Here is a 24,073-nt window from a genome sequence, read left to right as displayed (position 1 = left end):
GAAGGCCCCCTACGGCTTTACTGCTTACCGCACTGCGGGACCAGCTTCGTCTCTTCCTCCGAGAGGCTGGGGCCGGGAGTGGGAGTCGCTGTGGTCGGCTTGGTCTTGGTGGCGGTGGATGTGGTGCCGGACTCGGTGGACGTCTTCGGGAGGTCCGAGCCCGTGCCGCCGGCTTCACCCTCGCCGGTGCGGGCCTTGCTCGCGGCCTCGGCCGCGCTGCGCTGCGCGTCCTTCTTGCAGGCGGACGCCTGGGTCGAGAGCTCGCTGATCTTCTCGCGGGCGTCGGCCAAATTGCCCTCGGCGATGGTCGCCTTGACCTGCTTGCGCTGGTAGGGCGGGAGGTACTTGAGTTCGATCTCGGGGTGGTCCTTCTCGACCTTCGAGAGCGAGACCCATGCGAGGTCCTGGCTGATGCCGCGGTACAGCGCGACGTGGTCGTTCTTCGCGCCTACGAAGAACTGGTTCTGGGTCCAGCGGTAACCGCCGTACACACCACCACCGATGACGGCCAGCGCGAGCACGATGTAGAACGAACGCTTCAGCCACTTGCGGCCGCCGCTGGGCTTGACGAAGTCGTCGTCGGTGTACGCGTCGAAGGAGCCGTCCGGCATTCCGCCGTAGCCGAGGCCGTCACCGCTTCCGGGCGGGCCGAAGCCGCCCGCGGGCGGCGGGACGGGGCGGCCGAGGCCGGCCGCTCGTCCGGCGGGCGTCTGCATGGCACCGCCGTCGTTCAGCTGGGCGGCCTGGTTCTCGGCGACCGCGCCGACGATGACCGGGGTGTCGTTGAGCTGCCCGGCCAGGGTGTCGTTGCTGTCGACGTCGAGGACGTCGGCGACGATGCAGGTGATGTTGTCCGGGCCGCCGCCGCGCAGAGCGAGCTGGATGAGCTCCTGGATCGTCTCCTGCGGGCCCTGGTAGCTGGCGAGGGTCTCCTCCATCGTCTGGTGCGAGACGACGCCGGAGAGCCCGTCGGAGCAGATCAGATAGCGGTCGCCGACGCGTACCTCACGGATGGAGAGGTCGGGTTCGACGTGGTCGCCGCTGCCCAGCGCGCGCATCAGCAGGGAGCGCTGCGGGTGGGTGGTGGCTTCTTCCTCGGTGATGCGGCCCTCGTCGACCAGCCGCTGGACCCAGGTGTGGTCCTGCGTGATCTGGGTCAGCACGCCGTCGCGCAGCAGGTACGCGCGGGAGTCGCCGACGTGGACCAGGCCGAGGCGCTGACCGGTCCAGAGCAGAGCGGTGAGCGTGGTGCCCATGCCCTCCAGCTGGGGGTCCTCCTCGACCATCATGCGCAGCTGGTCGTTGGCCCGCTGGACCGCCGTACCGAGCGAAGTGAGGATGTCCGAGCCGGGCACGTCGTCGTCGAGCTGGACGAGCGTGGAGATCACCTCGGAGCTGGCGACCTCACCGGCCGCCTGGCCGCCCATGCCGTCGGCGATGGCGAGAAGGCGCGGACCGGCGTAGCCGGAGTCCTCGTTGCCCTCCCGGATCATGCCTTTGTGCGATCCGGCGGCGAAGCGCAGGGACAGACTCATGCGCACCTCGCCCGTCGGCTCGGGGTACAGCCGGTCTCGCGCCACACTGCCCACCCTCCGGTCGGGAGCAGGGCCGGGTCCGTTGCCCGGACCGCTGCAGCCCGCTCGCTCCGCTCGCTCATTGTCGTACTACTTCCGCAGCTCGATGACGGTCTTGCCGATCCGGATCGGCGCGCCCAGCGGAACAGGCGTCGGGGTGGTGAGACGGGTCCGGTCGAGATACGTGCCATTGGTGGACCCGAGATCCTCGACGATCCACTGGCCGTCACGGTCGGGGTAGATCCTGGCATGCCTGCTGGACGCGTAGTCGTCGTCCAGCACGATCGTTGAATCGTGCGCCCGGCCCAGCGTGATGGTCTGTCCCTGGAGCGCCACCGTGGTGCCGGTGAGGGTGCCCTCGGAGACGACCAGCTTTGTGGGTGCCCCACGGCGCTGGCGGCCGGGCTGCTGGCGTTGCTGCGGCGGTGCCGCGGCGGTTTGGCGTGCCTGTTGCGGTCGCGTGTCGCCCGCGTTGCGGCGTGAGCCGCGCTGCGTGACGCGCGTTCCGAACAGGTCGCTGCGGATGACCTGAACGGCCACGATGACGAACAGCCACAGAACAGCCAGGAAACCTAGCCGCATGACCGTCAGGGTCAGCTCTGACATTGCCCCCGCTTCACCCTTCGGCTTGCCGGTAAACGATGGTGGTGCTGCCCACGACGATCCGCGAGCCGTCGCGGAGCGTAGCGCGGGTGGTGTGCTGCCCGTCTACCACGATGCCGTTGGTAGACCCGAGATCCTGGATCGTCGAGGGCGTTCCGGTCCGGATCTCACAGTGCCGGCGCGATACGCCGGGGTCGTCGATCCGCACGTCGGCTTCGGTGCTGCGTCCCAGCACCAGCGTCGGGCGGGAGATCTGATGGCGGGTGCCGTTGATCTCGATCCAGCGTCGTACCTGCGTGCTCGGCATGGGGCCGGGCGCGGACGGCGGGCGCCGGTCGGCAGTGGGTGATCCGGGACGGCCCATGCCCGGCGGCGGGGCCGCGGGCATGGGCGGGACGGAGCTGGGGGGATAGCCGTAGCCGCCGGTGGGCTGCGGGGCGGCGGGGCGCCCGTGGCCGGGGTGGCCGGGCTGTCCGGGGCGGCCCTGTGGAGCCTGCTGGCCCTGCTGCGAGGAGCTCGAAGCAAGGGTGCGGCTGCGCACGCGGTAGAGCCCGGTGTCGAGGTCCTCCGCCTTCTCCAGATGAACCTTGATCGGTCCCATGAAGGCGTAGCGCTGCTGCTTGGCGTAGTCCCGGACCAGACCGGAGAGCTCGTCGCCGAGCTGGCCGGAGTACGGGCTCAGGCGCTCGTAGTCCGGGGCGCTGAGCTCGACGATGAAGTCGTTGGGGACGACGGTCCGCTCGCGGTTCCAGATTGTTGCGTTGTTGTCGCACTCGCGCTGGAGGGCACCCGCGATCTCGACCGGCTGGACCTCGGACTTGAACACTTTGGCGAAGGTGCCGTTGACCAGACCTTCGAGACGCTGCTCGAAACGCTTCATGACTCCCATGGGGCACCTCCTCCGGTGTTCTCGTCCCTGTACTGCTTACTGATCGTATCCACGCGTGGGGAAATCAGCTGGTTCCCCTTGTCTGCCCAGTGGATGAGTGTCACCCCTCACACGGATCGTAGAGGTGACCGCTCCTCACAGTGTCCCGCACCTGCGGTGTGCTGAGGAGGAGTGGGGGTGACCGCTCCGGGTTCCCGCTTCCCGTCGTCCGCCCGGCAAAACAACGGATGTGAATCCACCCTGTCCAGCGTGCTAATCTTCCGGATGTCGCCAGGCGCTCGCACCAACAGGTGAGAGAGTCTGAAAACACCACTCATGCGCGAGTGGCGGAACGGCAGACGCGCTGGCTTCAGGTGCCAGTGTCCTTCGGGACGTGGGGGTTCAAATCCCCCCTCGCGCACAAAGGGACACCGACGAAACGGTGTTCTGTGCAACGACGAAACGGTCGTCATCGTGATCACGATGACGACCGTTTTGCTTTGTCTGTGCGGTTCGGGCGGGGTGCCTGACTGTGGACGCGCGACTGCCGACGGCTTGCTGCCGTCGGCAGTCGCGTTTCGCCGCGTGCGGTTGTCGTGCGGGCGGGCTGGTTATGCGGGGGTGACGTATCCCTCGGGTGTCCAGGTGATCCCTTCGAGCAAGGCGTGTGCGGGATGCAGGGACATGCCGAGGATCTTGTTGAAGATGCGCAGCAACAGGGCGCGTTTGCCGTCGAGCAGGTGCTGGTCGGCTTGGGCCCGAAGTTTGGCTGCATCAGTGACGTCGATGCGGTGGTTCTTGGGCAGGGGTGACGGATCGACGACCCCGACGACGTTGTGGAACAGCCGGCGTACGACCGCGTAGAGGGCCTCGAATCCCCGGTCGTTGTCGGCATAGTGCGGTACGCCGAACCGATCACGCATGCGGTCGCTGATGCCGAAGGCCAGCAGATCGGCGACCGTGGACAGGACCACGGCCCCGGAGTGCATCGCGGAGCACAGGCACATGCCCAGCAGCTGATCACCTCGGGCGCCGGGCCCGCCGGCCAGCAGCACGCGGTTGCCCGGGTACTGGCCCACGTGGAGGCCGTGCGACGCTGCTACGGCTTGATCTCCGAACAGGCCAGGGCGCTGGCCCTGATCGGAGACCGGCTTCATGGGGTTTTGGACGCCTCCGTCATGCGGCAGCTGCGGCTCGGCGCACAGGAGGGCTCTCTGCGCGACGCATTGATCGCCGGCCTGTTCGCCCCGCCACCCCGGACGGAGTCGGCCAAGCCCGGTGGTACTGGGTCGGGCCCGGCCGGTCTCACCCCGCGGCAGTACCAGATCGCCCTGCTCGTCGCCGAGGGGCTCACCAATCGGCAGATCGCCCGGCAGCTCGGAATACCGGAGTGGACCGCGACCAACCATCTGCGTGTGGTAATGCAGAAGCTGGAGTGCACCTCCCGGGTGTACGTCGTACGGGCCATGCAGGCTGCACGGTGACCGGCTGGCCCGGTGAGCTGCACCTGTGGGCGGGGCGTGCGGACGGACCGCTCGAGGACGCGGATCTGGCGCTGCTGGACGAGCGGGAGCTGCGGCGTTTGGACGGCTTCAACGAGGAGCGGCAGCGTGCCCGGTATGCCGGTTCCCGTGCGGCGATCCGCCGCACGGTGGCTGGGCGGCTCGGGGTTGACCCGGCAGAGGTCCGATGGGGCACGCGACGGTGTCCGGGCTGTGGGAGCGAGCGGCACGGCCCGCCGTACATCCGGACCCCGGTCACGGACTGGCGGGTGAGCGTCTCCCGGTCCGCCGGCTGGTGGATGCTCGGGCTCTCGTACGGCGTACCGGTGGGTGTGGACATCGGGCGCCGCCGCGCGCACCAGGTGCCGGCCGTGGTCCGGCGATGTCTGGACGCAGACGAGCGGGCCCATGTGGCGGCAGCCCCGGAGGGGGGCGGAGCGGGACGAAGCGCTGATGCGCTGCTGGGTACGCAAGGAGGCGGTGGTCAAGGCCTGGGGGATCGGGATCGGGACGGATCTGGCCAGGGTGCCGGTACGGCCGGACGCGGAGTCGGCGGTGGTGGAACGCGGGCCGGAGCGGTGGGAGGCGCGGGAAGTGACGGCGGTGGCCGACTGCCTGACCGCGTACGCCCGGCCGACGGGCACGCCCGGGTCGGTGGTCGTGCACCCGCCCGTCGCGGTCCTGGGCGTACGCACAGCCAGGACCGCGACGGGGCTCAGCGGAGCCGGTCGGAGAGGAGCCGGTCAGAAGGTGATCGGACCGGGGGTCTGCTTGCCGGTCGCCGTGCAAGTGTCGGGCTGCCCCAGCACGTTCAGGGCCAGCGAGGCGTCGGAGGAGTCAGCCGCCGGAATGTAGGAGTCCAGGCTGTCTCCCGCGTTCACGGCCCGCGCTGGTGGAGATCCTGACAGAGGCGACTCCATTCTTTGCCGAGGTCTGGATGGTCAGGCTGGTGACGCCGAAGGCGCCGCGGTCGTAGGAGGCGGTGACCTTCTGGACTGCCGGGCCGTCGGCCGCGACTGACGGCCCGGCTGCGACTCCGCCGAGCAGCAGGGCGGCGACGAGTGCGGAAGTGGACTTGGAGAAGGTACGCGTCATCAACTCCTTGCCTGTGTGATGTGTGATCAACGACGGCGGACCTCAGTCGCCGTGCTGTCGAAACTTCTGATGAGCAGGCCCGGAAGGGCCGTTGCGGGCCCTGCGGCACGCCGTCGTCGTCGCAGGTGGTGCTCAGGCGCGCGGGCCGCCGCTCCGCCAGTGCACGGCGGCGGCTCCGGCGAAGTCGCCCGCGTGCGCGAAACCGGCCAGCATCAGCAGGCTGTCGTCCTTGACCGTGCCCTCTCGGATCCCGTGGTCCAGGGTGATGGGGACGGCGGCTCCGAAGAGGTTGCCGAACCTGTCGAAAGTGTCAAGGTGCCGTTCGGGCCGGATGGATAGCCGCTCCTGCCATTTCTGGAGGAAGGTTCGGTTCGGCTGGTTGGTGATCAGCAGATGGAGGTCGTCCGTCTTGATCTCCAGCTCTGCGCATAGTCGCTCGACAACCTCGGGCACCAGGCGGTTGCCACGCTCGACGATGTCGGCTATCCGGTCGGGAGTGAACCCCACGTGCATCTGGCTGGTTCCCGGCTCCCAGTACTTGCGGCCGTCGTCCAGGGTGAGGCCGCAGTCCCGGGTGTAGTCCCCGCGGTTGGTCACGGTGATGCCTAGGATCGGGGACTCCTGGGATGCGGCCACGTACGCCGCTCCGCACCCGTCGCCGGGGATGACCGCCTCGGCGAGCGTGCGTACCTCGGTCTGGGTCATCACCGGTCCCGCGCTGTTCTGCACGTTGAGCAGCAGTGCGGAGCGGGCCTGGCCGGTGCCGATGAGGACCCGGGCCAGCCGCAGCAGATGCACGAAGGAGGCGCAGCCCCCGTTGTGGGCGTCGATCACCCACTCCGCCCGCAGGCCGAGCCGGTGGGCGACCTCGGCTCCCGGGCCGGTGAAGGGGACTTCCGGCAGCAGCGAGTTGGTTAACACCACGTCGATGCCGCCGAAGGTGTCGGCGCCGATCCGCTCGCGCAGGGTCAGCGCCGCCTTCTCCATCATGTCGGCGGGAGTCTCGTCCCGGGACACCTGGTGCCGGTAGCGGGGTGCCTTGAACATGGTGTGTCCGGCCAGCACCGCGTCCTGGTCCTGGTGCTGGAGGAAGTACTCCGTACTCACCGGCTCCCCCGGTAGGTAGGAGGCAAGTTCCAGCAGGCTTACCGGCTTCATGCGGCCTGGCTCCCGAACCGCGCCTCCAGGATCTTCTTCAGGTTGTCGATCTCGATCTGGTGGCCGGCGTAGAAGAGCGGCCACATGTCACCGACCCACGGGCGCTCGGTGTTGGGGACCAGCTCCGGGCGGGGGTTGTTGTCGTAATACGGGTGGCGGCAGTTGGTCCAGATAACTACGGAGCCCGGCTTGTTGAGCACAGTCCGCGCGGGGACGACCCGGTGGAGGTAGTTCATCCACAGCTCGTCGCCCTGGTCCCAGGCGCAGCGCATGTCGACGGTGAGGGCGCGCGGATCGCCGTCGATCCGCATGTAGATCTTGGTCTCGTCGTCGAGCAGGGTGTCCCGGCCGACGTAGACGTCGGGGACCTCGGTCGGGGCGAAGTCACGGGTGCTGTACGTGTACTCGTTGAGGTTCCGGACGTCGGTGAGGTACTCGTACACCTTCTCCGGCGGTGCGTCTATGTACTGGTGCACTGTCACGAACTGCCCGTACACCTCGTCGTAGGTGAAGGAGGGCTTGGACATGCCGGCTGCGATCGCGATGGCCTCCTCGCGCGGGGTGGTCTCCCAGCGCAGCAGGCCCTCGACGTTCTTGATGAGGGTGGGAATGGGCTCCGGGGCGACGTAGTCGGGGTCCGGGGTGAAGCGGGTGATGGCGGTGGTCATCCTGGTACGACTCCTTGTGAGGCGGGACGGCCCTTGCCCGCAGCCATGGCGTGCTGCTGGAAGGGACGGAACGGTGGCATCTCGTCCAGGTCGACATCGATGCAGATCAGCGAGGTCGAACTGGTGGTGTGAGCTCGGTCGAGGGCCGTCCGCAGCTCGGCTGCGGTACGGACGGTGGTGGCGTCGAGACCGGGGAACAGGGCGGCTGCGCCCTCACCGATCCGGGCTGGACGGAAGCGGTTGAAGGAGTAGTCGCCGGAGAAGAACAGCTGCTCCCGGGTGGCGCACATGCCGTGCGCGTTGTTGTTGAGGATCACGAAGGTCACCGGCAGCTGATGCTCGACGGACGTGTGCACCTCCATGCCGTGCATCAGGAAGGCGCCGTCTCCGGCGATCACACAGCTGCGGCGGCCGGTGGCGAAGGCGGCGCCCACGCCGGCCCCGAAGCTGTGGCCCATCCCGCCCATCCCGAGGGCCGCGATGAAACGGCCGCCCTCGGGCACGTCGGCGTGGTGGATGGCGGTGGCCCCCGCGTTGCCCGCGTCGGCGACCACGGTGGTGCCCTCGGGCATGGCCTCCGACACGATCAGAGTGGCGGTACGCATGTCCAGCGGGCCCTCGTCCTGCCCGGCCCGCCGCCGCGGTGCGCGGGCGGACGTCGTGGTGGCAGGCGGGTGCAGGCCCGGACGGACGCAGGCGGCCTCCAGTGCGGTGGTGAGCAGCGCCAGTTCGACGGAGACCGGCCCGGTCAGCCGTACAAGGTCCTCGTGGGCGCCGAGGAACGGCGGCCGGGGATCCACGACGATCACCGGTACGCCCTTGAGGTGGTCGTACAAACCGGCCCCCGCCATCTGCGGCAGCCGGGTACCGGCCAGCAGTACCGCGGAGGCCTGCTCCAGGCTCTGCTGCACCTCGGCCGTGCCGATCACCCCTGCCAGCCCGAGATACCCGGGGTCCCGCGGGTCGAACACGTCCTTGGCGTCCGGCGTCACGGCGACCCGCGCTCCCAGGGCCCGGACCAGCCGGGCCAGCTCGGGACGGGCATCGGCCCGAGCCACCGCCTCACCGGCGACGACCACCACACCCTGCCGCTCGGCGGCAGAGCGCAGGAGGCTCACAGCCCGTGCCCGCTCGGCCTCCGGGGCTGCCGGGAACACCGGAGGCACCGGTTGCGCCCGGACCGGATGGGCCAGCTCCGCCTGCTGCACGTCCTTGGGAAGCAGAAGCACCGCCGGCCCGGGCGACACCGGATCGGTGGCCGCCGCCAGGGCGCGCGGCAGGGCCTCGACGATGGCCTCGGGAACGTCGACGCGTACACAGTGCACGCCGATCTCGCCGAACAGGCGCAGGGCGTCGATCGAACCGGCCAGTCCGCTGGTCTCCTGGAATGAGCCGTGCCCGTCCAGGGTGGTGGGCGACTGCCCGATGAGCACCAAGGCCGGTACGTAGGAGGCCCGGAGCTCGGCGATCCCAGGCACCAGATTCATGGCGCCGGCTCCGGAGGTGGAGACGATTACCGGTACACGCTGGGAAGCGCGGTGATATCCGTCCGCCATCGTGGCGGCCGAGTACTCGTGTTTGGCGACCACACCGAGGGGACCGCCCTCCGTTTGATGGAGGGCGTCGTAGATGTCCTCGATATTGGCGCCACCAACTCCGAACACATGGGTGACTCCCTGCTGGTGGAGGAATTCCACGATGAAGTCGGCCACACGCTGCGATTGCGCCATGCGTTGCCGTCCCTTCCAGACGGTGGTCCAGCAATTCCAGACGCCCCGCCGGGGCCGGACAAGCGGCAGATTCCTGTCATGGGGAGGGCGCCGGTGTCATGGCAGGAATCTGCTAGGGGGGGACTGTCATGTGCCTCTTCCAAGGCTGTCGTTACGTTCTGTTCGCGCTCTTCGAGGAAGGCCGCAGGACCGCTGAAGAAGCGAAAGGGAAGTCTCTGATGATCACCGTTGCCGCCGTGTGCACCCTCATCGGGAAGAAGCTCGGCAACAAGGCAGCCGGCCTCACCCTCGACGAGTCCACGGCCTTCGACTCGGTGGGCCTGTCCAGCCTTCAGATCGCCGACATCGTCTACACGATCGAGGACGACGCCGAGGTCGAGCTCGACCCGAGCCAGGCCGCCAACGTCAAGACCGTCGGTGACCTCGTCAAGCTGGTCGAGGCCACCCAGAACGCCAGCGCCGCCGCGTGAGCGTCGCCGCCTACCAGGGGGCCACCGCCGAGGCGATCCGACACCACTACGACGTCTCCAACGAGTTCTACGCCTTGTGGCTCGACCGGTCCCTTACCTACACCTGTGCGCTGTGGGACGAGCCGGGCGACCCGGCCACGGTGGACGAGCCGCTGGAGCGGGCGCAGGAGCGCAAGCTCGACTGGCTCATCGAAGGGGCCCGGGCGGCCGGCGCCAAGCGCGTCCTGGACGTCGGCTGTGGCTGGGGCAGCATGCTGGGCCGGCTGACCGGTACCCATGGCGTCCAGCACGCAGTGGGCCGTCCGGCGCTCGTTGCTATTGCAGAAGGCGTATGCCGAAGGGCTGCGTGCTCTGGTGCTCTACAACGCCACCGTGCAGGACCGGATCGCCGAGGCGGAGGCTGCCGGCACACCCGACCTGGCCGCCAAGGCCCTCAATGACCTGCTGCTGCCCATCGTCAAAGGGTACGGTTCGGAGCGCACGTGTGAGCAGCTGAACCACGCCCTCCAGGTCTTCGGTGGCGCCGGTTACCTCAAGGACTTCCCGCTGGAGCAGTACATCCGGGACACTAAGAACGACACACTGTACGAGGGCACTACCGCGATCCAGGGCCTGGACCTTTTCTTCCGTAAGATCGCCCGCGACCAGGGCGCCACCTTCGCCCTGCTGCTCGCCGAGGTGGAGAAGACCGCCCAGGCCGAGGCCCCCGGATCCCTTGCCGTCGAGCGGGCCCCGCTGGCCGAGGCCATCGTGGAACTACGGGCGCTGGCAGAACTTTTGGGGACCAGCCTGCTGGCTTCCTTCGAGGACCGGGCCGCCGTCTACGAGGTGGGACGCAACACCACCCGGCTGCTGATGGCCGCCGGGGACGTGTTGACCGGCTGGCTGCTGCTGCGCCAGGCCGACGTGGCCGAGGCGGCCCTCGCGAGGCTGGCGGGAGGCTCGAAATCCACTCAGCAGGGCTTCTATTGGGGCAAGATTGCCACGGCCCGTTTCTTCACCCGGGAAGTGCTGCCGCTGATCTCCTCGCAGCGTGCCGTTGCCGAGCGCGAGGACACCGTACTGATGAGCGTGCCAGACGAAGCCTGGTGAGACTGTGCGCCATGAACGACACGATGCCCCGATGTATGAGGAGTCATGATGAGCCCGTCCGCCGCCCCACTGCTGTCTGGGCATCAGACCATGCTGCTGGCCCATCGCGCCATGGTGCGCGATCTGGGCCGGATAGCTCGCACCGCCGAACAGCTCGCCGCTGGCCCGGATGCCGAGCAGGCCGCCGCCCTGGCCGCATATACCGACATGCTCTTCCAGGTCATCGAGCACCACCACGAGGGTGAGGACGAGTTCCTCTGGCCCCGGCTGCGTGAGCTCGGCGCGGACGAGGCGGCCCTCACTCTGATGACCGAGGAGCACGAGGAGCTCGCCAAGCTCCTGCACGGCTGGCACGAGGCGAGCAAGATCCTCGGCGTGGGCGGCGAAAACGCCGCCGAACTGGCTCGGCTCACCGAGGGGGTGCGTGAGAACCTCGCCGAGCATGCCGGTGACGAGGAGCGGGAGCTGCTCGGCCGGCTCGCCCCGGCCTTGGGTCAGCAGATCTGGAAGGGCTTCGAGGTCCACATGCGCAAGACCGCTCCCCTTTGGACCTTGCGGTTCATGCCTGCCTGGCTGCTGTCGGTGGCCGGTCCGGGCGAGGCGAACGGAGTGCCTGTCGCCTTCGTGGGGAGGATGTTCAGCGGCTGGCTGGAGAAGACTCAGCGGGCTGCCTTCGGACCGAACTACTGACCTTCATGGGCCTGACGAAGCCGCCGAGCGCTGCACCGACGCTCCTCCGCGCTCGCCCACGGGGTGACCGTGCGAGACCGGGCGACGGTTCTGTGCGCCCACCAGGCGCTGGCGGTCCCGTCCCCGCCCCCCTTGACCCCGATGTGCATCAGGAGGTGTAACCGACATGAAGCCCGAGTTGATCACGGATCATGGGGCGCGCTTCACCCGGATCGCGAGTGTGGGCGCGTACCGTCCGCGCCGTGTGGTGGACAACGAGGAGGCTAGGGCCTGTTCTGAGTTGAGATCACTCGGTGGGGCGGAGGCTGCGGATCCAGATGAGGGAGCCGCGTAGGTGGAGCCCTGCGAGGTAGCCGGCGGAGGTCTTGTCGAAGCGGGTGGCGAGGCCGCGCCAGTCCTTGATCTTGTTGATGCAACGCTCCACGCTGTTGCGCTCCTTGTAAAGATCGACGTCGTGGCTGACGGGCCGTCCGCCCCGGCGTCCCTTCTTCTTGCGGTTCGCGGCCTGGTCCTTCTTCTCCGGGATGACGGCCTTGATGTTGCGTTTGCGCAGGTGGGCGCGGTTGGCGCGGGAAGAATATGCCTTGTCGCCGGCGACGGCGTCCGGGCGGGTGCGGGGGCGGCCGACCGGGCCGCGGACCTTGATGCCGGCCAGGACGGCGGTGAACTGGGGGCTGTCTGCGCACTGCCCCGGGGTGAGGACGAAGGACAGCGGGCGGCAGCGCCGGTCGGCGGAGAGGTGAACCTTTCCGGTCAGGCCGCCGCGCGAGCGTCCCAGCAGGGCCCCTTTCAGCCGGGCCCGTCGCCGTCGGCGCACTCGCCGACGCTCTTCACGTTCCGGGCTGACGGGTTCGACGCCTGCCCCCGTCTGCCCTTTTCCTCCCTTGCGTGTGCACCCTTTTCCTCCTCGGCCGCCTTCTCCAGCGCGGTGAGGACCTCGGCGTCCACGACCATGCCGGCGGCGTCGTGGTGGGCCCGGGCCACGGTGGAGCCCACGCTGACCAGGCTGAGGTCGACCTGTCCGCGCGCGGCGGCCTCAGCGATCACACCGTCCATCAGGGCTTCGAAGACACCCAGGTCACGCCACTGCAAGAACCGGTGGTAGACCGTCGTCCAGGCGCCGTAGTCGTCGGGCACGTCCCGCCACGGGCTGCCGGTGCGGAACCGCCACACCACCCCCTCGAACTGCTCCCGCAGCCGCTTCGGGTACGGGCCGAACTCACCTATCGGCAGGAACGGCTCGATCAACGCCCACTCGTCATCCGTCACTTCAGACCGCGTCACACCAGCCTTCTACCAGCACGGAAGGTGACACGGGGCAGAAAGCCGAAAATCTAGATCTCAACCCGGAACAGGCCCTAGCGCGCAGATCGACTCCTCAGACGAGTGGATCCGCACGCGGACGGGGATCGGCACCCGGTGCTGGGCCGGACCGGACGAGACGCTGGGGCTGATGGGAGGCGGCTGGTGCCAAGGCGGTCGCCGCCGCAGGTTTGAGCCCCGCTGAGATCACCGGGGTCATCGCCGCCACCTTCACCCATCTCAAGCAGACTCCGGCGCTGGCTACCGAGATCGCGCACCGGATCGGCGCCACGGGCGCGGTGGCCTTCGATATCTCTGCGGGCTGTGCCGGCTTCGCGCACGGAGTGGTGCCCGCCTCTGACGCCGTGCGTGCCCGCGGCGGTCATGTGCTGGTTGTTGGCGTCGAGCGGATGACCGATCTGCTCAACTTGCGCGACCGGTCGACTGCGTTCATCTTCGGTGACGGCGCGGGGGCTGTGGTGGTCGGACCGTCCGACGTCCCCGCGATCGGCCCCGCCGTATGGGGAGCGGACGGCTCTCAGGCGGACGCCGTCGAGCAGAGTGCCGGGTGGGACACACTGCGTGACAATCCCGGACAGGAGTTCCCGTTGCTGCGCCAGGATGGCCAGCGGGTGTTCCGCTGGGCGGTGTACGAGATGGCCCAGGCGGGAGCTCCGGCGGTGGCGGCAGCGGGTCTGACCCCGGGGGAGATCGACGTGTTCATACCGAATCGGGCCAACGTGCGGATCATCGACGCCCTTGCCAAGAAGATTGCCCTGCCCGAGTCCGTGGTGGTAGCTAAGGACATTGTTGCCGCGGGTAACACCTCGGGCGCCTCGATCGCGCTGGCCATGGATGCGGTCCTCGCCTCGGGCCAGGTCCGAAGCGGCGACACTGCTCTCCTCCTCGGTTACGGCGCGGGCCTGTCCTATGCGGGTCTGGTGGCCACCCTCCCGTAACCATGCCTTCACGGGGCCTCCCCGGCCCAGGGTTGCGGCTCGGAGCGGGAACGGGAGGGCCGGGGCCTCGTGGCATAGGAAGTTACCGGTCGGCGCGGTGCACGTGGCGAGGTGTCCTCGGGTTTGGGACGAAGGCGGTGTGCACCTGTGTACGCGGTCGAGCGCGAAGGTCTGGGCACCCGAGGGGACGTCGAGTTTTTCTGACATCGATTGCGGAGACGATTCGCCTGCGGCGGGACCCGGGCGCGGCGGCGAGGACGGGCAGCGGGTGGCGCGGGGGATCGCGGGCATCGCGGAACTGGCGGAGGCGGCGCGGGCCGCCGGAAGCGCTGTGGAGCTCCGTCGTACGGGGGAGAGCCGGGCGCTCGCGGCTGCCTCGGACTATGCGGCGTACCGCATCGTCCAGGAGGCACTGACCAATGCGTACAAGCACGCACCGGGCGCGGCCATCACGGTCGAGCTGCGTTATGAGCCGGATTCCTTCGTCGTCGAGATCGTCAGTGGTCCGCAGCGGCACGCACAGGTCGTGGGCGGGGTGGTCAGCGGCGGGCAGGGGCTGCCCGGGCTGCACGAGCGGGCCCGGCTGGTCGGCGGCATGGTGCACACCGGGCGGACCGAGGGCGGCGGCTTCCGGGTGGCCGGCGTGCTGCCGTACGGCGCCGAGTCCATGGCCGGGGGGTTCGTGGGCAAGCCGATGGTCGATGCGGAGGACGACTTCCGGCAGCAGTCACAGACGGTGCCGCGGGGGAACGGTGGTCCGGTCATGGACTGGACGGTTTCCGAGCGGGAGTTGGCGATGAGCGGCAGGACGAGGAGCACGGGCAGTGGCATCGCGCTGGGCTGCGGGGTAGCGGCGGGCGCCCTGGTGCTGTTGATGCTGATCGGTGGGTTCGGCCTGTATTTCTTGGTGAGGGAGGCGGACAAGGCGATGATCGATCCGAGCCAGTACCGGGCGATCAAGATCGGGTCGGCGGAGGACGAGGTGCGGGACCAGCTGCCCGCCGGGGATACGTTCATGTCGGCCGGGCTGGACGGCGCGGGGCCCGAGGAGCCGGCCGGGGCGCGGTGTCTGGTCCTGATGTCCTCAGAGGTGGGCGACAGCTTCAGTACCGAGCCGGTGTTCCGGTTCTGCTTCCGGGACGGCAGGCTGATCGAGAAGAAGTCCTATGAGGTCCCCAGTAGATGAGACGGACAGGACGAGTACGGGGGTACGTGTGACGGGGCAGCCGATCAGAGTCGTCATTGCTGACGACGAGCCCCTCATCCGGGCAGGGATACGGATGATCCTGACCTCGGACCGCTCCATCGAGGTTGTTGCCGAGGCGGCGAATGGGCGCGAGGCCGTGGATCAGGTCCGTGCCCATGCGGCGGATGTGGTGCTGCTCGACATCCAGATGCCGGTGATGGACGGGCTCACAGCACTGGTGGAACTGCGCACGGCGGCACCGGCGGCGCGGGTGATTGCGCTCACGACGTTCGGGGAGCGGGAGAACGTCCTGCGGGCGCTGGAGCAAGGGGGCGCCGGATTCCTGCTCAAGGACACCGCGCCGGCCGAGCTGATCCAGGCGGTTCGGGCGGCAGCGGCCGATGATGCCTATCTCTCGCCCGGTGCCACTCGTCATGTGGTCGATCAGCTGGCCATGGGACGGGCGGCGAAGCGGGGTGAAGGGGCGCGGCGGCGGGTGGCGGAACTCAGCGGGCGGGAGCGCGAGGTACTGGCTCTGCTCGGCGAGGGGCTGTCCAACGCCGACGCGGGCAGGCGGCTGCACATGAGCGAAGCAACGGTGAAGACACATGTGAGCCGGATCCTGGCGAAACTGGGGTGCGAGAACCGGGTGCAGGCTGCGCTGTTGGCGAGGGATGCGGGGCTGCAGGCGTGCTGCGGGCGCGTTCTGGAGGCTCTGGAACGCCGGGATGTGTTTCACGTGAAACGTCCGATTCGGGGTGTTCGGTATAGCGGGGCTTTTCTGCGCGGCGGGGTGCTTGTGTGTCCCAATGTGACGACGAGCCGGGGCTCGCGGGAGTGTCCGATCCCCGCGAGCCCCGGCCGGTTTTCCGTCGTGCCGCGGCTCAGGGGGCGAGGCGCTCGCGCTCTGGTTCGTGGTGGGGCCGGCCGCGATGGGAGCGGCCGGGTTTGCCGAGGGGAAGCGGCGGAAGGTTGCTGCGCAGGCCCAGGATGTGGGTTCGTCCCGGCACCGGGACGGGTCGGAGAACCGGACAGGCGCGGAGAGCAGGGTGACGGCGGAGCATCGGGCCGAGGTCGAGGCGAGGGAGGAGCTGGAGGAGTCTGTCGGCGTCTGACCAGGGCAAGGCGCTGTCCACAGGCGTTCGGTCAGGTTTTCCACAGGGGCAGACGGCTGTTGGCGGACGGCGGTACCGTCGTCGGCAGTTGATGTTGGCCAGGACGTCGGTCGAGGGCGGGGGAGGCTGCGCGCCATGGGTGAGTTCGAAGCGGCAGTGCCGGGGCAGCGGGTTGTGACGGATGAGCCGCGCATACCGGTCGTGCCCGGGTTCGCCCGGCGCGCGGCCGTTGCGGCGGACAGCGCGCCGCAGTCGCCGAGGCGGACGGGCAAGGCGCTGCGCGACCGGGTGCCCAGGACCTCGCACGATGCGCTGGTCCTTCCCTCGGGTCGGCCCGACGCCGTGCAGGCGGTCGAGAAGTCGAACCGGGGCCGAGTGCCCGGCCTCGCGCCCATCCGGGTGGGGCGGATGGCTGCCACACCGTTCGCGTTTCTGCGCGGTTCGGCCGGGCTGATGGCCCATGACCTGATGGGCACACCGGTGACCGGGGTGGGCGCCCAGCTCTGCGGCGATGCGCATGCGGCCAATTTCGGGCTGTACGGCGATGCGCGAGGCAGCCTGGTCATCGACCTGAACGACTTCGACGAGACCGTGTTCGGCCCGTGGGAGTGGGACCTCAAGCGGCTCGCCACCTCGCTGGTACTCGCGGGGCGTGAGGCCGGGGCGGACGAGGACACTTGTCGGCGGGGTGCGTACGACACGGTGGGTGCGTACCGGCGGACGATGCAATTGCTGGCCAGACTGCCCGCGCTCGACGCCTGGAATGCCATCGCCGACGAGGAACTCGTCTCGCACACGGACGCGCGGGATCTGGTCGGCATGCTGGAACGGGTCTCGCAGAAGGCCCGTAAGAACACCAGCGCCCGCTTCGCCGCCAAGTCCACGGAGCAGGCCGAGGGCAGCGGACGCCGCTTCGTCGACGCACCGCCGGTGCTGCGGCGGGTGCCGGATGCGGAGGCCGCGGCAGTCGCGGCGGCGCTCGGCGACTATGTGGGCACGATCTCGGAGGACCGGGTGCCGCTGCTCGCCCGTTACGCGATCCATGATGTGGCGTTCCGGGTGGTCGGCACGGGGAGCGTCGGAACCCGGTCGTACGTGGTGCTGCTGCTCGATCACCGCGGCGAGCCGTTGGTCCTGCAGGTGAAGGAGGCGCGGCCCTCCGCGCTGGCGCCGTATCTGCCCGCTGTCGGTTTCGAGGTGCCCGAGGCGGCGCACGAGGGTCACCGAGTGGTGCTCGGGCAGAAGCGGATGCAGGTGGTCAGCGACATTCTGCTGGGCTGGGCGACCGTGCAGGGGCGGCCGTTCCAGGTGCGGCAATTCAGGAACCGCAAGGGCAGTGTGGACCCGGCGGCCCTGGCGGCCGACCAGGTCGACGACTACGGGCGGATGACGGGCGCACTGCTGGCGAGGGCCCATGCCCACAGCGCCGACCCGCGGCTGATCGCGGGCTACTGCGGCAAGAACGACGAGCTGGACGAAGCGGTGGCGAGCTTCGCCGTGACGTACGCGGACCGTACGGAGGCGGATCACGCGGAGCTGGTGCGGGCCGTCGGTTCGGGGCGAATAGCGGCCGAGCTCGGGGTGTGAGGGGCGCTCCGCCGACCGTGCGTCCTCGGGGCGCGGGCCGGGGCCATACGCTGGACGGGTGACCCACGAAGCCGCCGGGGTGCCGACCACCCGGAACGACGATGACCGGCAGGACAACGACCGGCAGCAGGAACAGCACGAGCAGCATGGCCCTCGGGGCGACGCGGGCGCTGCCGCTGATGTTGCGCGCCCCGAGGCGCGGCTGGCGAAGGCCGTGCGGGCGGCGGAGCAGGCGCTGATCGAGTTCGAGATCGCGGTGGAGACCTTCCGGGTCGAGGTGGAAAACTTCTCCCGGCTGCACCACCAGAAGCTCGGCCCGATGTACGCCCGCCTCGACGAACTCGACGCGCAGATCGCGGAGGCCCGGGCCGCTCGGACCGGTGACCCCGAGGATCTGCGCAGGGCTCAGGAGGCTCGGGCGCTCGTGATGCCGATGCCGGGCATCGACGAGCTTTTCCACGACTGGCTCGACTCCGACGGGCTGTCCCCCGAGGCGGCGGCGATGCTGACCGAGCAGCCGGTGCGGCCGCCCAAGCGGGTCCGGCCGACCGAGGAGGCGCGCAAGCTCTACCGCGAGCTGGCACGCAGTGCCCACCCGGATCTCGCCCAGGACGAGACGGAGCGGGTGCGCCGGGACGAGTTCATCACCCGCGTCAACGCCGCCTACGGGCGTGGGGACGAGGCCCTGCTGAAGGAGCTGGCGGAGGAGTGGGCGGCGGGCCCGGTTCCACCGCAGGCGGAGCTCAGCGAGAGCGAGGAGCTCTACGCCCGGCTGAACTGGCTGACCCAGCGCAAGGAACTTTTGACGGTGCTCGCCCAGGAGCTGGAGGAGGGCGCGATCGGGGCCATGCTGCGGATGGCGCCCGACGACCCGGACCGGCTGCTCGACGAGATCGCCGAACAGCTGCTGGGTGAGGTCTCGCAGCGAGAGGCGGAGCTGGCAGGTCTGGTGCAGTAGCTTTTCTGGTAAGTCCGGAGCGTACGTACGAGAGAAGGCATGACCCATGAATTTCGCCCCGCTGCCCTCGGTGGATGTCGCGGCGGTGCCGTCGGACGGCCTCGTGCTGGACGTCCGGGAGAACGACGAATGGGCGGCAGGGCACGTCGATGGTGCCCTGCACATTCCGATGAGTGACTTTGTCGGCCGCTTCGGTGAATTGACCGAGGCGGCGGAGGACGGCCGGCGCGTGCATGTGATGTGCCGGGTCGGTGGCCGGTCCGCCCAGGTCACCCAGTATCTGGTGCAGCAGGGCATCGACGCCGTGAACGTCGACGGCGGGATGCTCGCCTGGGACGGCGCCGGGCGCCCGATGGTCACGGACAACGGCAACCCGGCCTTCGTTCTCTGATCCGGCCGGGATCCTCCCGCGCTCCGGTGGGAGCCGGAGCGGGCCGGGGGTCTCAGCCGAGGGGATGGGCGGCGAGCAGGTCGCCCAGTGCCTCCTCGTGCAGCGCTGCGGGGCCGAGCGACAGCTCGATCTGCTTCGCCCAGGCGTGGAAGCGGTGCAGCGGGTAGTCGGTGTCCGCGCCGAAGCCGCCGTGCAGATGCTGGGCGGTCTGCACGACCCGACGGACCCCGTCCGACGCCCAGATCTTCGCCACCGCGACATCGCCCGCGACGGGCAGCGTTCCGGGCGCACCGGTGGAGATCCGCCAGGCCGCCTGCCAGAGGGTCACTTCCATGGCCCGCAGATCGATGTACCGGTCCGCGGCCTGGACGGCGACGGACTGAAACGTCGCGACGGGATACCCGAACTGCTCGCGCTTTCCGGTGTATTCACTTGTCATGGCGAGCACGGCTTCGCCGAGACCCAGCGCGAGCGCGCAGGTTCCGGTGGTGAGCAGGGTGCGCAGGCACTCCCAGGCACCCGGCGTACTGATCAGCGCGCTGTCCTCGATCCGTACCGTGTCCAGCCGGACCTCGGCGAACAACTCACCGCTCGTGGAGACCTGTTCGGCGAGTGCGACGCCCTCGGCCGTGCGGCGGACCAGTGCCAGCACGGCCAGGCCCTCGGCCGTGTGGGCGGGCACCGCGATCCAGTCCGCGGACTGGGCCCACGGCACCCCCGACTGCACTCCGTCGAGCACCCAGCCCGCGCTTTCGCCGTCGTCGCTGGACCGGTCGTGGTCCTGTCCGGCCTTTCCCGCAAGGTCCCGGCGGGCTGTGACGGCGAGCTCGGCCGGATCGTGGCCGGTGCGGCCGTTGGCCCCGATGGTGAGGACCAGTTCGCCCCGGCCGACGCGGGGCAGCAGCTCGGCTGCCAGGCCGGGGTCACCGTGCTGCTGGATCGTCATCGCGACCGCGCAGGTCTCCAGCAGCGGCACCCGGGCGAGCACCTTCGCCGATTCGCGCAGGACCAGGCAGAGCGCGACCGCGTCGAGCCCGGCCCCGCCGTGTTCCGGTGCCAGCGTCAGGCTCAGCAGGTCACCTGCGGCCAGCCCCGCCCACACGGACCGGTCGATGTCCTCGGCCACCGCTCCCGGAGTGAGCGCGGGGCTGGGCGCTCCGTCGGGCTCGACGCCCGAGAAGACCGCCCTTGCCGCCTCGACGGCTGCCTGCTGTTCCTCGGTGAAGGTGAAGTCCACTGCACTGACCTCCCGCGAACCGCTGTGCCCGTACCCGGACCTGACGGGTCGCCAAGATAGAACAGGTTCTATGAGAAGGGAACAGGGAAGGGGCACAGCCGTCCGGGGGCCCGGAGATCCGAGGAGATCCAGTCGAACCCGGTGGGATCCGGTGGGATCCGAGTGATCCGAGGGGTCAGCGGTCGAAGTCGAGTTCCACCTCCGGTGTGAGCGGATGCGACTGGCAGGCGAGCACATAGCCCGCCCCTGTCTCTTCCGGCTCCAGCGCGAAGTTGCGGTTCATCCGGACCTCGCCCGAGACCAGGAACGCCCTGCACGTCCCGCACACCCCGCCCTTACAGGCGTACGGAGCATCGGAGCGGCTGCGCAAGACCGTTTCCAGCAGCGATTCGCCGTCCTGGACCGGCCAGTTGCCCGAGCGTCCGTCCAGTGTTGCGGTGAGCGTGCTGTGTGCGGGCGCCTCGACCCGCGTGCGGGCGGGAGCGGCTGGGCCGTCGTCGACGTGGAAGATCTCCTGGTGGATACGGGCCCGGTCGACGCCGAGGCCGTGCAGCGCACCCTCTCCCGCCCGGACCAGGCCGAACGGCCCGCAGAGATACCAGCCGTCCACCTCTCCCACCGACAGGAGCGCGGGCAGCAGCCCGGTCAGCCGCTCCCGGTCGAGCCGGCCGGACGGGAGACCTGCCTGCTGCTCCTCGCGGGAGAGCACTGTCACCAGCTGGAAGCGGTCCGGGTAGCGGTCCTTGAGGTCGGCGACCTCGTCCAGGAACATCGTCGAGGCAGCCGTCCGGTCGCTCCGGATCAGACAGAACCGGGCCTCGGGCTCACGGGCCAGCAGAGTCGACGCGATCGACAGCACCGGGGTGATGCCGCTGCCGCCGACGATCGCCGCGTAGTGACCGGCGCGGGGCGTGAGCACGAAGCGTCCCATCGGGGGCATCGCTTCGACCTGGTCGCCGACGGCGAGTTCCTTGAGGGCGTACGTGGAGAACGCACCGCCGTCGACCAGGCGGATGCCCACCTGCAGCTCGGCATCGGCTGGGGCATCGGCGGCCGGGGTGCAGATCGAGTACGAACGCCGGATCTCTTCGCCCTGGACCGTGTAGCGCACATTGAGGTGCTGCCCTGGCTTGTGGCGGAAGGTCTCGCGCAGCTCGGGGGGCACCGCGAAGGTCACGGCCACCGAGTCGTCGGTCAGCCGCTCGATCGCGCGGACCCGGAGCGGATGGAACATCTACAACTCCTTGAAGTGGTCGAACGGTTCACGGCAGCTCGCGCAGCGGCGCAGCGCCTTGCAGGCGGTGGAGGAGAACCGGCTCAGCAGCTCCGTGTCCGTGGAGCCGCAGTGCGGGCAGCGCACCGAGAGGGTGAGCGGCACCGGTCCGCCGGACCCGGTGGCGGCATCATGCGGGCGCGGGGGTGCTATGCCGAACTCGGCGAGCTTGCGCCGCCCCTCCGCGCTGATGTCGTCGGTCGACCAGGCCGGTGCGAGCACAGTGACCACGGAGACGTCCGGTATGCCGTGGTCGTGCAGCACCTGCTCGATATCTGCCGACATGGCCTCGATCGCCGGGCAGCCGGTGTACGTCGGGGTGAGGCGGACGGTGACTTTGCCCGGGGCGAGCACCTCCACTCCGCGGAGCACGCCCAGCTCCTCCAGGGTGAGCACAGGCAGCTCGGGGTCGGGCACGGACCCGGCGAGCCTGCGCACCTCCTCTTCCAGCAGCGTGCCGGTCACCATGACGCCCCCGGGTGGCTGCGGTGCAGATGCTGCATCTCGGCGAGCATCCGCCCGAAAGGTTCCGTGTGGATGCCCTGCCGTCCTGCCCCGGCCGTCCAGGCCCCGGACTCCGGGCCGGTCGGCACCGTCAGCGTCGCCTGCTGCAGGACGCCGGTGACGGTGGCCAGCCAGTCGGTGTGCAGCGACGGCCAGTCGATCTCCACTCCCTCGACCGGCTGGAACAGTTCACCGGTGAACCGCCACAGCGCATCCACCCCGCGCTGCATCCGCTGATGGCTCTTCTCCGTGCCGTCGCCCAACCGCAGCGTCCAGTGCGTGGCGTGGTCCTGGTGGTACGCGACCTCCTTGACGGCCTTCGCGGCCAGCCCGGCGAACTCTCCGCCACCGGCCGCCAGTTGCTCGTACAGCCCCCGCTGGTAGACGGAGAAGTACAGCTGGCGGGCGATGGTGTGGGCGAAGTCGCCGTTGGGCTGTTCGACCAGCTGGACGTTGCGGAAGGCGCGCTCCTCGCGCAGGAACGCCAGCTCGTCCTCGTTCCCGGCGAGCGAGAGCAGCACCCGGGCCTGTCCCAGGAGGTCCAGGGCGATGTTGGCGAGGGCCACCTCCTCCTCCAGCACGGGCGCGTGGCCCGCCCACTCCCCCAGCCGGTGCGAGAGCACCAGCGCGTCGTCGCCGAGGGCGAGGGCCGCGGTCACAGGTGCTTCACCCCTTCCGGGATCTCGTAGAACGTGGGGTGCCGGTAGGGCTTGTCGCCCGCCGGCTCGAAGAACGAGTCCTTCTCGTCCGGCGAGGAGGCCGTGATCTCCGTGGATGGCACCACCCAGATGGAGACGCCCTCGGAACGGCGTGTGTACAGGTCACGGGCGTTGCGTAGGGCCATCTCGGCGTCCGGGGCGTGCAGGCTGCCCGCGTGGGTGTGGGAGAGGCCGCGCCGCGAGCGCACGAACACCTCCCAGAGCGGCCAGTCGGTCGAGCTGCTCATGCCGTCGCCTCCGCGTTCGGTGGGGTGTGCATTTCTGTCTGGGGCATTTCCGCGTGGGGTGCTTCTGTGATGTGGGCCGCTGCGTGGGCGTGGCGCGTCGGTGCGGGGTGCTTGAGCGCGTACGAAGCCGCCGCGTCCCGGACCCAGGCTCCCTCTTCGTGTGCCCGGCGCCGCTGCGTGAGGCGCTGTTCGTTGCACGGGCCGTTGCCCTTCAGGACCTCCTGGAACTCCGTCCAGTCGATCGCCCCGAAGTCGTGGTGTCCGCGCTCCTCATTCCACCGGAGGTCCGGGTCCGGGAGGGTGAGCCCCAGCGCCTCGGCCTGCGGGACACAGATGTCGACGAACCGCTGCCGCAGCTCGTCGTTGGAGTGCCGCTTGATCTTCCAGGTCATCGACTGCGCCGAGTGCGCCGATGCGTCGTCCGGCGGGCCGAACATCATCAGGGACGGCCACCACCAGCGGTTCACCGCATCCTGTGCCATCTCGCGCTGCCCCGGGGTCCCGCGACCGAGGGTGAGCAGCAGTTCGTACCCCTGGCGCTGGTGGAAGGACTCCTCCTTGCAGATACGGACCATGGCCCGTGCGTACGGACCGTACGAGCACCGGCAGAGCGGCACCTGGTTGGTGATCGCGGCGCCGTCCACCAGCCAGCCGATCGCGCCGACATCCGCCCAGGTCAGCGTGGGGTAATTGAAGATTGACGAATACCTCTGGCGGCCCGCGTGGAGCTTGTCGAGCATTTCCTCGCGGCTCGTCCCCAGCGTTTCCGCCGCGCTGTAGAGGTACAGCCCGTGTCCCGCCTCGTCCTGCACCTTGGCCATCAGGATTGCTTTGCGGCGCAGCGAGGGTGCGCGGCTGATCCAGTTGGCCTCGGGCTGCATGCCGATGATTTCGGAGTGGGCGTGCTGGGCCATTTGCCTGACCAGTGAGGCCCGGTACGCGTCCGGCATCCAGTCGCGCGGCTCGATGCGCTCGTCGGCCACCACCGCGGCGTCGAAGGCTGCCTGCTGAGCCGCGTCCGCCCCTGCCGGCCCATCGGGCCCACCTGCTGTCGCCTGCGCGGTCCGTCGCGCCTGGCCCTGCGCTGTCTGGTCCGCAGTCACTGCCGCCATCCCGGACTCCCTACCGACCGATCGTTCGGTTCATTGACTTCAATGGTGAGTCG

24 protein-coding genes, 1 tRNA gene and 3 pseudogenes are annotated in these 24,073 nt (G+C 69.5%); 13 read left to right on the top strand and 15 right to left on the bottom strand.

Translation table 11 applies throughout. The features are described from left to right. Positions 1-17: 17 nt before the first annotated feature. The 3 genes from ACWD6R_RS08800 to ACWD6R_RS08790 form a co-directional block, all read right to left on the bottom strand. Entirely contained in the window at positions 18-1,535 is a 1,518-nt protein-coding gene (locus tag ACWD6R_RS08800) for a Stp1/IreP family PP2C-type Ser/Thr phosphatase (protein WP_451818047.1), read from the bottom strand. A gap of 129 nt (positions 1,536-1,664) precedes the next feature. Next, positions 1,665-2,180: an FHA domain-containing protein FhaB/FipA gene (locus tag ACWD6R_RS08795; protein WP_037702017.1), complete on the bottom strand. Its 516-nt coding sequence runs from the start codon at positions 2,178-2,180 to the stop codon at positions 1,665-1,667. A gap of 10 nt (positions 2,181-2,190) precedes the next feature. Then, positions 2,191-3,066: an FhaA domain-containing protein gene (locus tag ACWD6R_RS08790; protein ID WP_451818046.1), complete on the bottom strand. Its 876-nt coding sequence runs from the start codon at positions 3,064-3,066 to the stop codon at positions 2,191-2,193. 317 nt (positions 3,067-3,383) lie between these two features. On the opposite strand from ACWD6R_RS08790, the gene ACWD6R_RS08785 reads away from it, so the two are divergent. Further along, positions 3,384-3,466, top strand: a tRNA-Leu gene (locus ACWD6R_RS08785). 190 nt (positions 3,467-3,656) lie between these two features. On the opposite strand, the gene ACWD6R_RS08780 is transcribed toward ACWD6R_RS08785, so the two are convergent. After that, positions 3,657-4,124: a hypothetical protein gene (locus tag ACWD6R_RS08780; protein ID WP_451818045.1), complete on the bottom strand. Its 468-nt coding sequence runs from the start codon at positions 4,122-4,124 to the stop codon at positions 3,657-3,659. Positions 4,125-4,151: 27 nt separating this feature from the next. Here ACWD6R_RS08780 and ACWD6R_RS08775 point away from each other — a divergent pair, with 27 nt between their 5' ends. Beyond that, positions 4,152-4,529 (top strand): helix-turn-helix transcriptional regulator, encoded by a 378-nt coding sequence (locus ACWD6R_RS08775; protein WP_451818044.1) that lies wholly within the window; start codon positions 4,152-4,154, stop codon positions 4,527-4,529. Between the two features lie 426 nt (positions 4,530-4,955). Then, positions 4,956-5,402: a 4'-phosphopantetheinyl transferase superfamily protein gene (locus tag ACWD6R_RS08770; protein WP_451818043.1), complete on the top strand. Its 447-nt coding sequence runs from the start codon at positions 4,956-4,958 to the stop codon at positions 5,400-5,402. On the opposite strand, the gene ACWD6R_RS08765 is transcribed toward ACWD6R_RS08770, so the two are convergent. The 4 genes from ACWD6R_RS08765 to ACWD6R_RS08750 all read right to left on the bottom strand — a co-directional run bounded on the left by ACWD6R_RS08765 (position 5,385) and on the right by ACWD6R_RS08750 (position 9,198). Then, positions 5,385-5,642 (bottom strand): hypothetical protein, encoded by a 258-nt coding sequence (locus ACWD6R_RS08765; RefSeq protein ID WP_451818042.1) that lies wholly within the window; start codon positions 5,640-5,642, stop codon positions 5,385-5,387. The genes ACWD6R_RS08770 and ACWD6R_RS08765 overlap by 18 nt on opposite strands. 132 nt (positions 5,643-5,774) lie before the next feature. Beyond that, complete coding sequence (locus ACWD6R_RS08760; protein ID WP_451818041.1) at positions 5,775-6,800, bottom strand: 3-oxoacyl-ACP synthase III family protein; 1,026 nt, start codon at positions 6,798-6,800, stop codon at positions 5,775-5,777. Further along, positions 6,797-7,468: an SRPBCC family protein gene (locus tag ACWD6R_RS08755; RefSeq protein WP_451818040.1), complete on the bottom strand. Its 672-nt coding sequence runs from the start codon at positions 7,466-7,468 to the stop codon at positions 6,797-6,799. The genes ACWD6R_RS08760 and ACWD6R_RS08755 overlap by 4 nt, the downstream gene beginning before the upstream one ends. Further along, positions 7,465-9,198 (bottom strand): thiamine pyrophosphate-binding protein, encoded by a 1,734-nt coding sequence (locus ACWD6R_RS08750; RefSeq protein WP_451818039.1) that lies wholly within the window; start codon positions 9,196-9,198, stop codon positions 7,465-7,467. Before ACWD6R_RS08750 ends, ACWD6R_RS08755 begins: the two co-directional genes overlap by 4 nt. A gap of 218 nt (positions 9,199-9,416) precedes the next feature. Here ACWD6R_RS08750 and ACWD6R_RS08745 point away from each other — a divergent pair, with 218 nt between their 5' ends. The 4 genes and pseudogenes from ACWD6R_RS08745 (at position 9,417) to ACWD6R_RS08730 (ending at position 11,450) form a co-directional block, all read left to right on the top strand. Then, a complete protein-coding gene (locus ACWD6R_RS08745; protein WP_451818038.1) occupies positions 9,417-9,668 on the top strand; it encodes an acyl carrier protein in 252 nt (83 codons plus the stop codon). Then, positions 9,665-9,895: pseudogene (locus ACWD6R_RS08740) on the top strand (SAM-dependent methyltransferase); the annotation flags it as partial. The gene ACWD6R_RS08745 and the pseudogene ACWD6R_RS08740, both read left to right, overlap by 4 nt. 49 nt (positions 9,896-9,944) lie before the next feature. Next, entirely contained in the window at positions 9,945-10,760 is an 816-nt protein-coding gene (locus tag ACWD6R_RS08735) for an acyl-CoA dehydrogenase C-terminal domain-containing protein (protein ID WP_451818037.1), read from the top strand. A gap of 48 nt (positions 10,761-10,808) precedes the next feature. Continuing rightward, positions 10,809-11,450: a hemerythrin domain-containing protein gene (locus ACWD6R_RS08730; RefSeq protein ID WP_451818036.1), complete on the top strand. Its 642-nt coding sequence runs from the start codon at positions 10,809-10,811 to the stop codon at positions 11,448-11,450. Positions 11,451-11,736: 286 nt separating this feature from the next. Here the strand turns inward: ACWD6R_RS08730 and ACWD6R_RS08725 are convergent. After that, positions 11,737-12,734: pseudogene (locus ACWD6R_RS08725) on the bottom strand (IS5 family transposase). Between the two features lie 209 nt (positions 12,735-12,943). Here ACWD6R_RS08725 and ACWD6R_RS08720 point away from each other — a divergent pair. From ACWD6R_RS08720 to ACWD6R_RS08695, 6 genes and pseudogenes are all read left to right on the top strand, one after another. Then, positions 12,944-13,711: a 3-oxoacyl-[acyl-carrier-protein] synthase III C-terminal domain-containing protein gene (locus ACWD6R_RS08720; protein WP_451818035.1), complete on the top strand. Its 768-nt coding sequence runs from the start codon at positions 12,944-12,946 to the stop codon at positions 13,709-13,711. A 268-nt stretch (positions 13,712-13,979) separates the two neighbouring features. Then, complete coding sequence (locus ACWD6R_RS08715) at positions 13,980-14,897, top strand: ATP-binding protein (RefSeq protein WP_451818034.1); 918 nt, start codon at positions 13,980-13,982, stop codon at positions 14,895-14,897. Positions 14,898-14,925: 28 nt separating this feature from the next. Further along, positions 14,926-15,582 (top strand): annotated as a pseudogene (locus ACWD6R_RS08710) (response regulator); the annotation flags it as partial. 565 nt (positions 15,583-16,147) lie between these two features. Continuing rightward, the gene (locus ACWD6R_RS08705; RefSeq protein ID WP_451818033.1) at positions 16,148-17,599 is read left to right on the top strand and encodes a DUF2252 domain-containing protein; all 1,452 of its coding nucleotides are present in this window, start codon (positions 16,148-16,150) and stop codon (positions 17,597-17,599) included. A gap of 58 nt (positions 17,600-17,657) precedes the next feature. Continuing rightward, a complete protein-coding gene (locus ACWD6R_RS08700) occupies positions 17,658-18,557 on the top strand; it encodes a hypothetical protein (protein WP_451818032.1) in 900 nt (299 codons plus the stop codon). A gap of 46 nt (positions 18,558-18,603) precedes the next feature. Next, positions 18,604-18,948 (top strand): rhodanese-like domain-containing protein, encoded by a 345-nt coding sequence (locus ACWD6R_RS08695; protein ID WP_266983804.1) that lies wholly within the window; start codon positions 18,604-18,606, stop codon positions 18,946-18,948. Between the two features lie 52 nt (positions 18,949-19,000). On the opposite strand, the gene ACWD6R_RS08690 is transcribed toward ACWD6R_RS08695, so the two are convergent. The 6 genes from ACWD6R_RS08690 to paaA all read right to left on the bottom strand — a co-directional run bounded on the left by ACWD6R_RS08690 (position 19,001) and on the right by paaA (position 24,020). Next, complete coding sequence (locus tag ACWD6R_RS08690) at positions 19,001-20,185, bottom strand: acyl-CoA dehydrogenase family protein (RefSeq protein ID WP_451818031.1); 1,185 nt, start codon at positions 20,183-20,185, stop codon at positions 19,001-19,003. A gap of 175 nt (positions 20,186-20,360) precedes the next feature. Further along, the gene (locus tag ACWD6R_RS08685) at positions 20,361-21,419 is read right to left on the bottom strand and encodes a 2Fe-2S iron-sulfur cluster-binding protein (protein ID WP_451818030.1); all 1,059 of its coding nucleotides are present in this window, start codon (positions 21,417-21,419) and stop codon (positions 20,361-20,363) included. Beyond that, the gene (gene paaD / locus ACWD6R_RS08680; protein WP_451818029.1) at positions 21,420-21,926 is read right to left on the bottom strand and encodes a 1,2-phenylacetyl-CoA epoxidase subunit PaaD; all 507 of its coding nucleotides are present in this window, start codon (positions 21,924-21,926) and stop codon (positions 21,420-21,422) included. After that, complete coding sequence (gene paaC, locus ACWD6R_RS08675) at positions 21,920-22,621, bottom strand: 1,2-phenylacetyl-CoA epoxidase subunit PaaC (RefSeq protein WP_451818028.1); 702 nt, start codon at positions 22,619-22,621, stop codon at positions 21,920-21,922. Before paaC ends, paaD begins: the two co-directional genes overlap by 7 nt. Then, the gene (gene paaB, locus ACWD6R_RS08670; RefSeq protein WP_030972485.1) at positions 22,618-22,908 is read right to left on the bottom strand and encodes a 1,2-phenylacetyl-CoA epoxidase subunit PaaB; all 291 of its coding nucleotides are present in this window, start codon (positions 22,906-22,908) and stop codon (positions 22,618-22,620) included. The genes paaC and paaB overlap by 4 nt, the downstream gene beginning before the upstream one ends. Next, complete coding sequence (gene paaA, locus ACWD6R_RS08665; RefSeq protein ID WP_451818027.1) at positions 22,905-24,020, bottom strand: 1,2-phenylacetyl-CoA epoxidase subunit PaaA; 1,116 nt, start codon at positions 24,018-24,020, stop codon at positions 22,905-22,907. Before paaA ends, paaB begins: the two co-directional genes overlap by 4 nt. Between the last annotated feature and the right edge of the window lie 53 nt (positions 24,021-24,073).

Source organism: Streptomyces sp. NPDC005151 (assembly GCF_053599875.1).
This window is presented reverse-complemented; position numbering and strand designations above follow the sequence as displayed.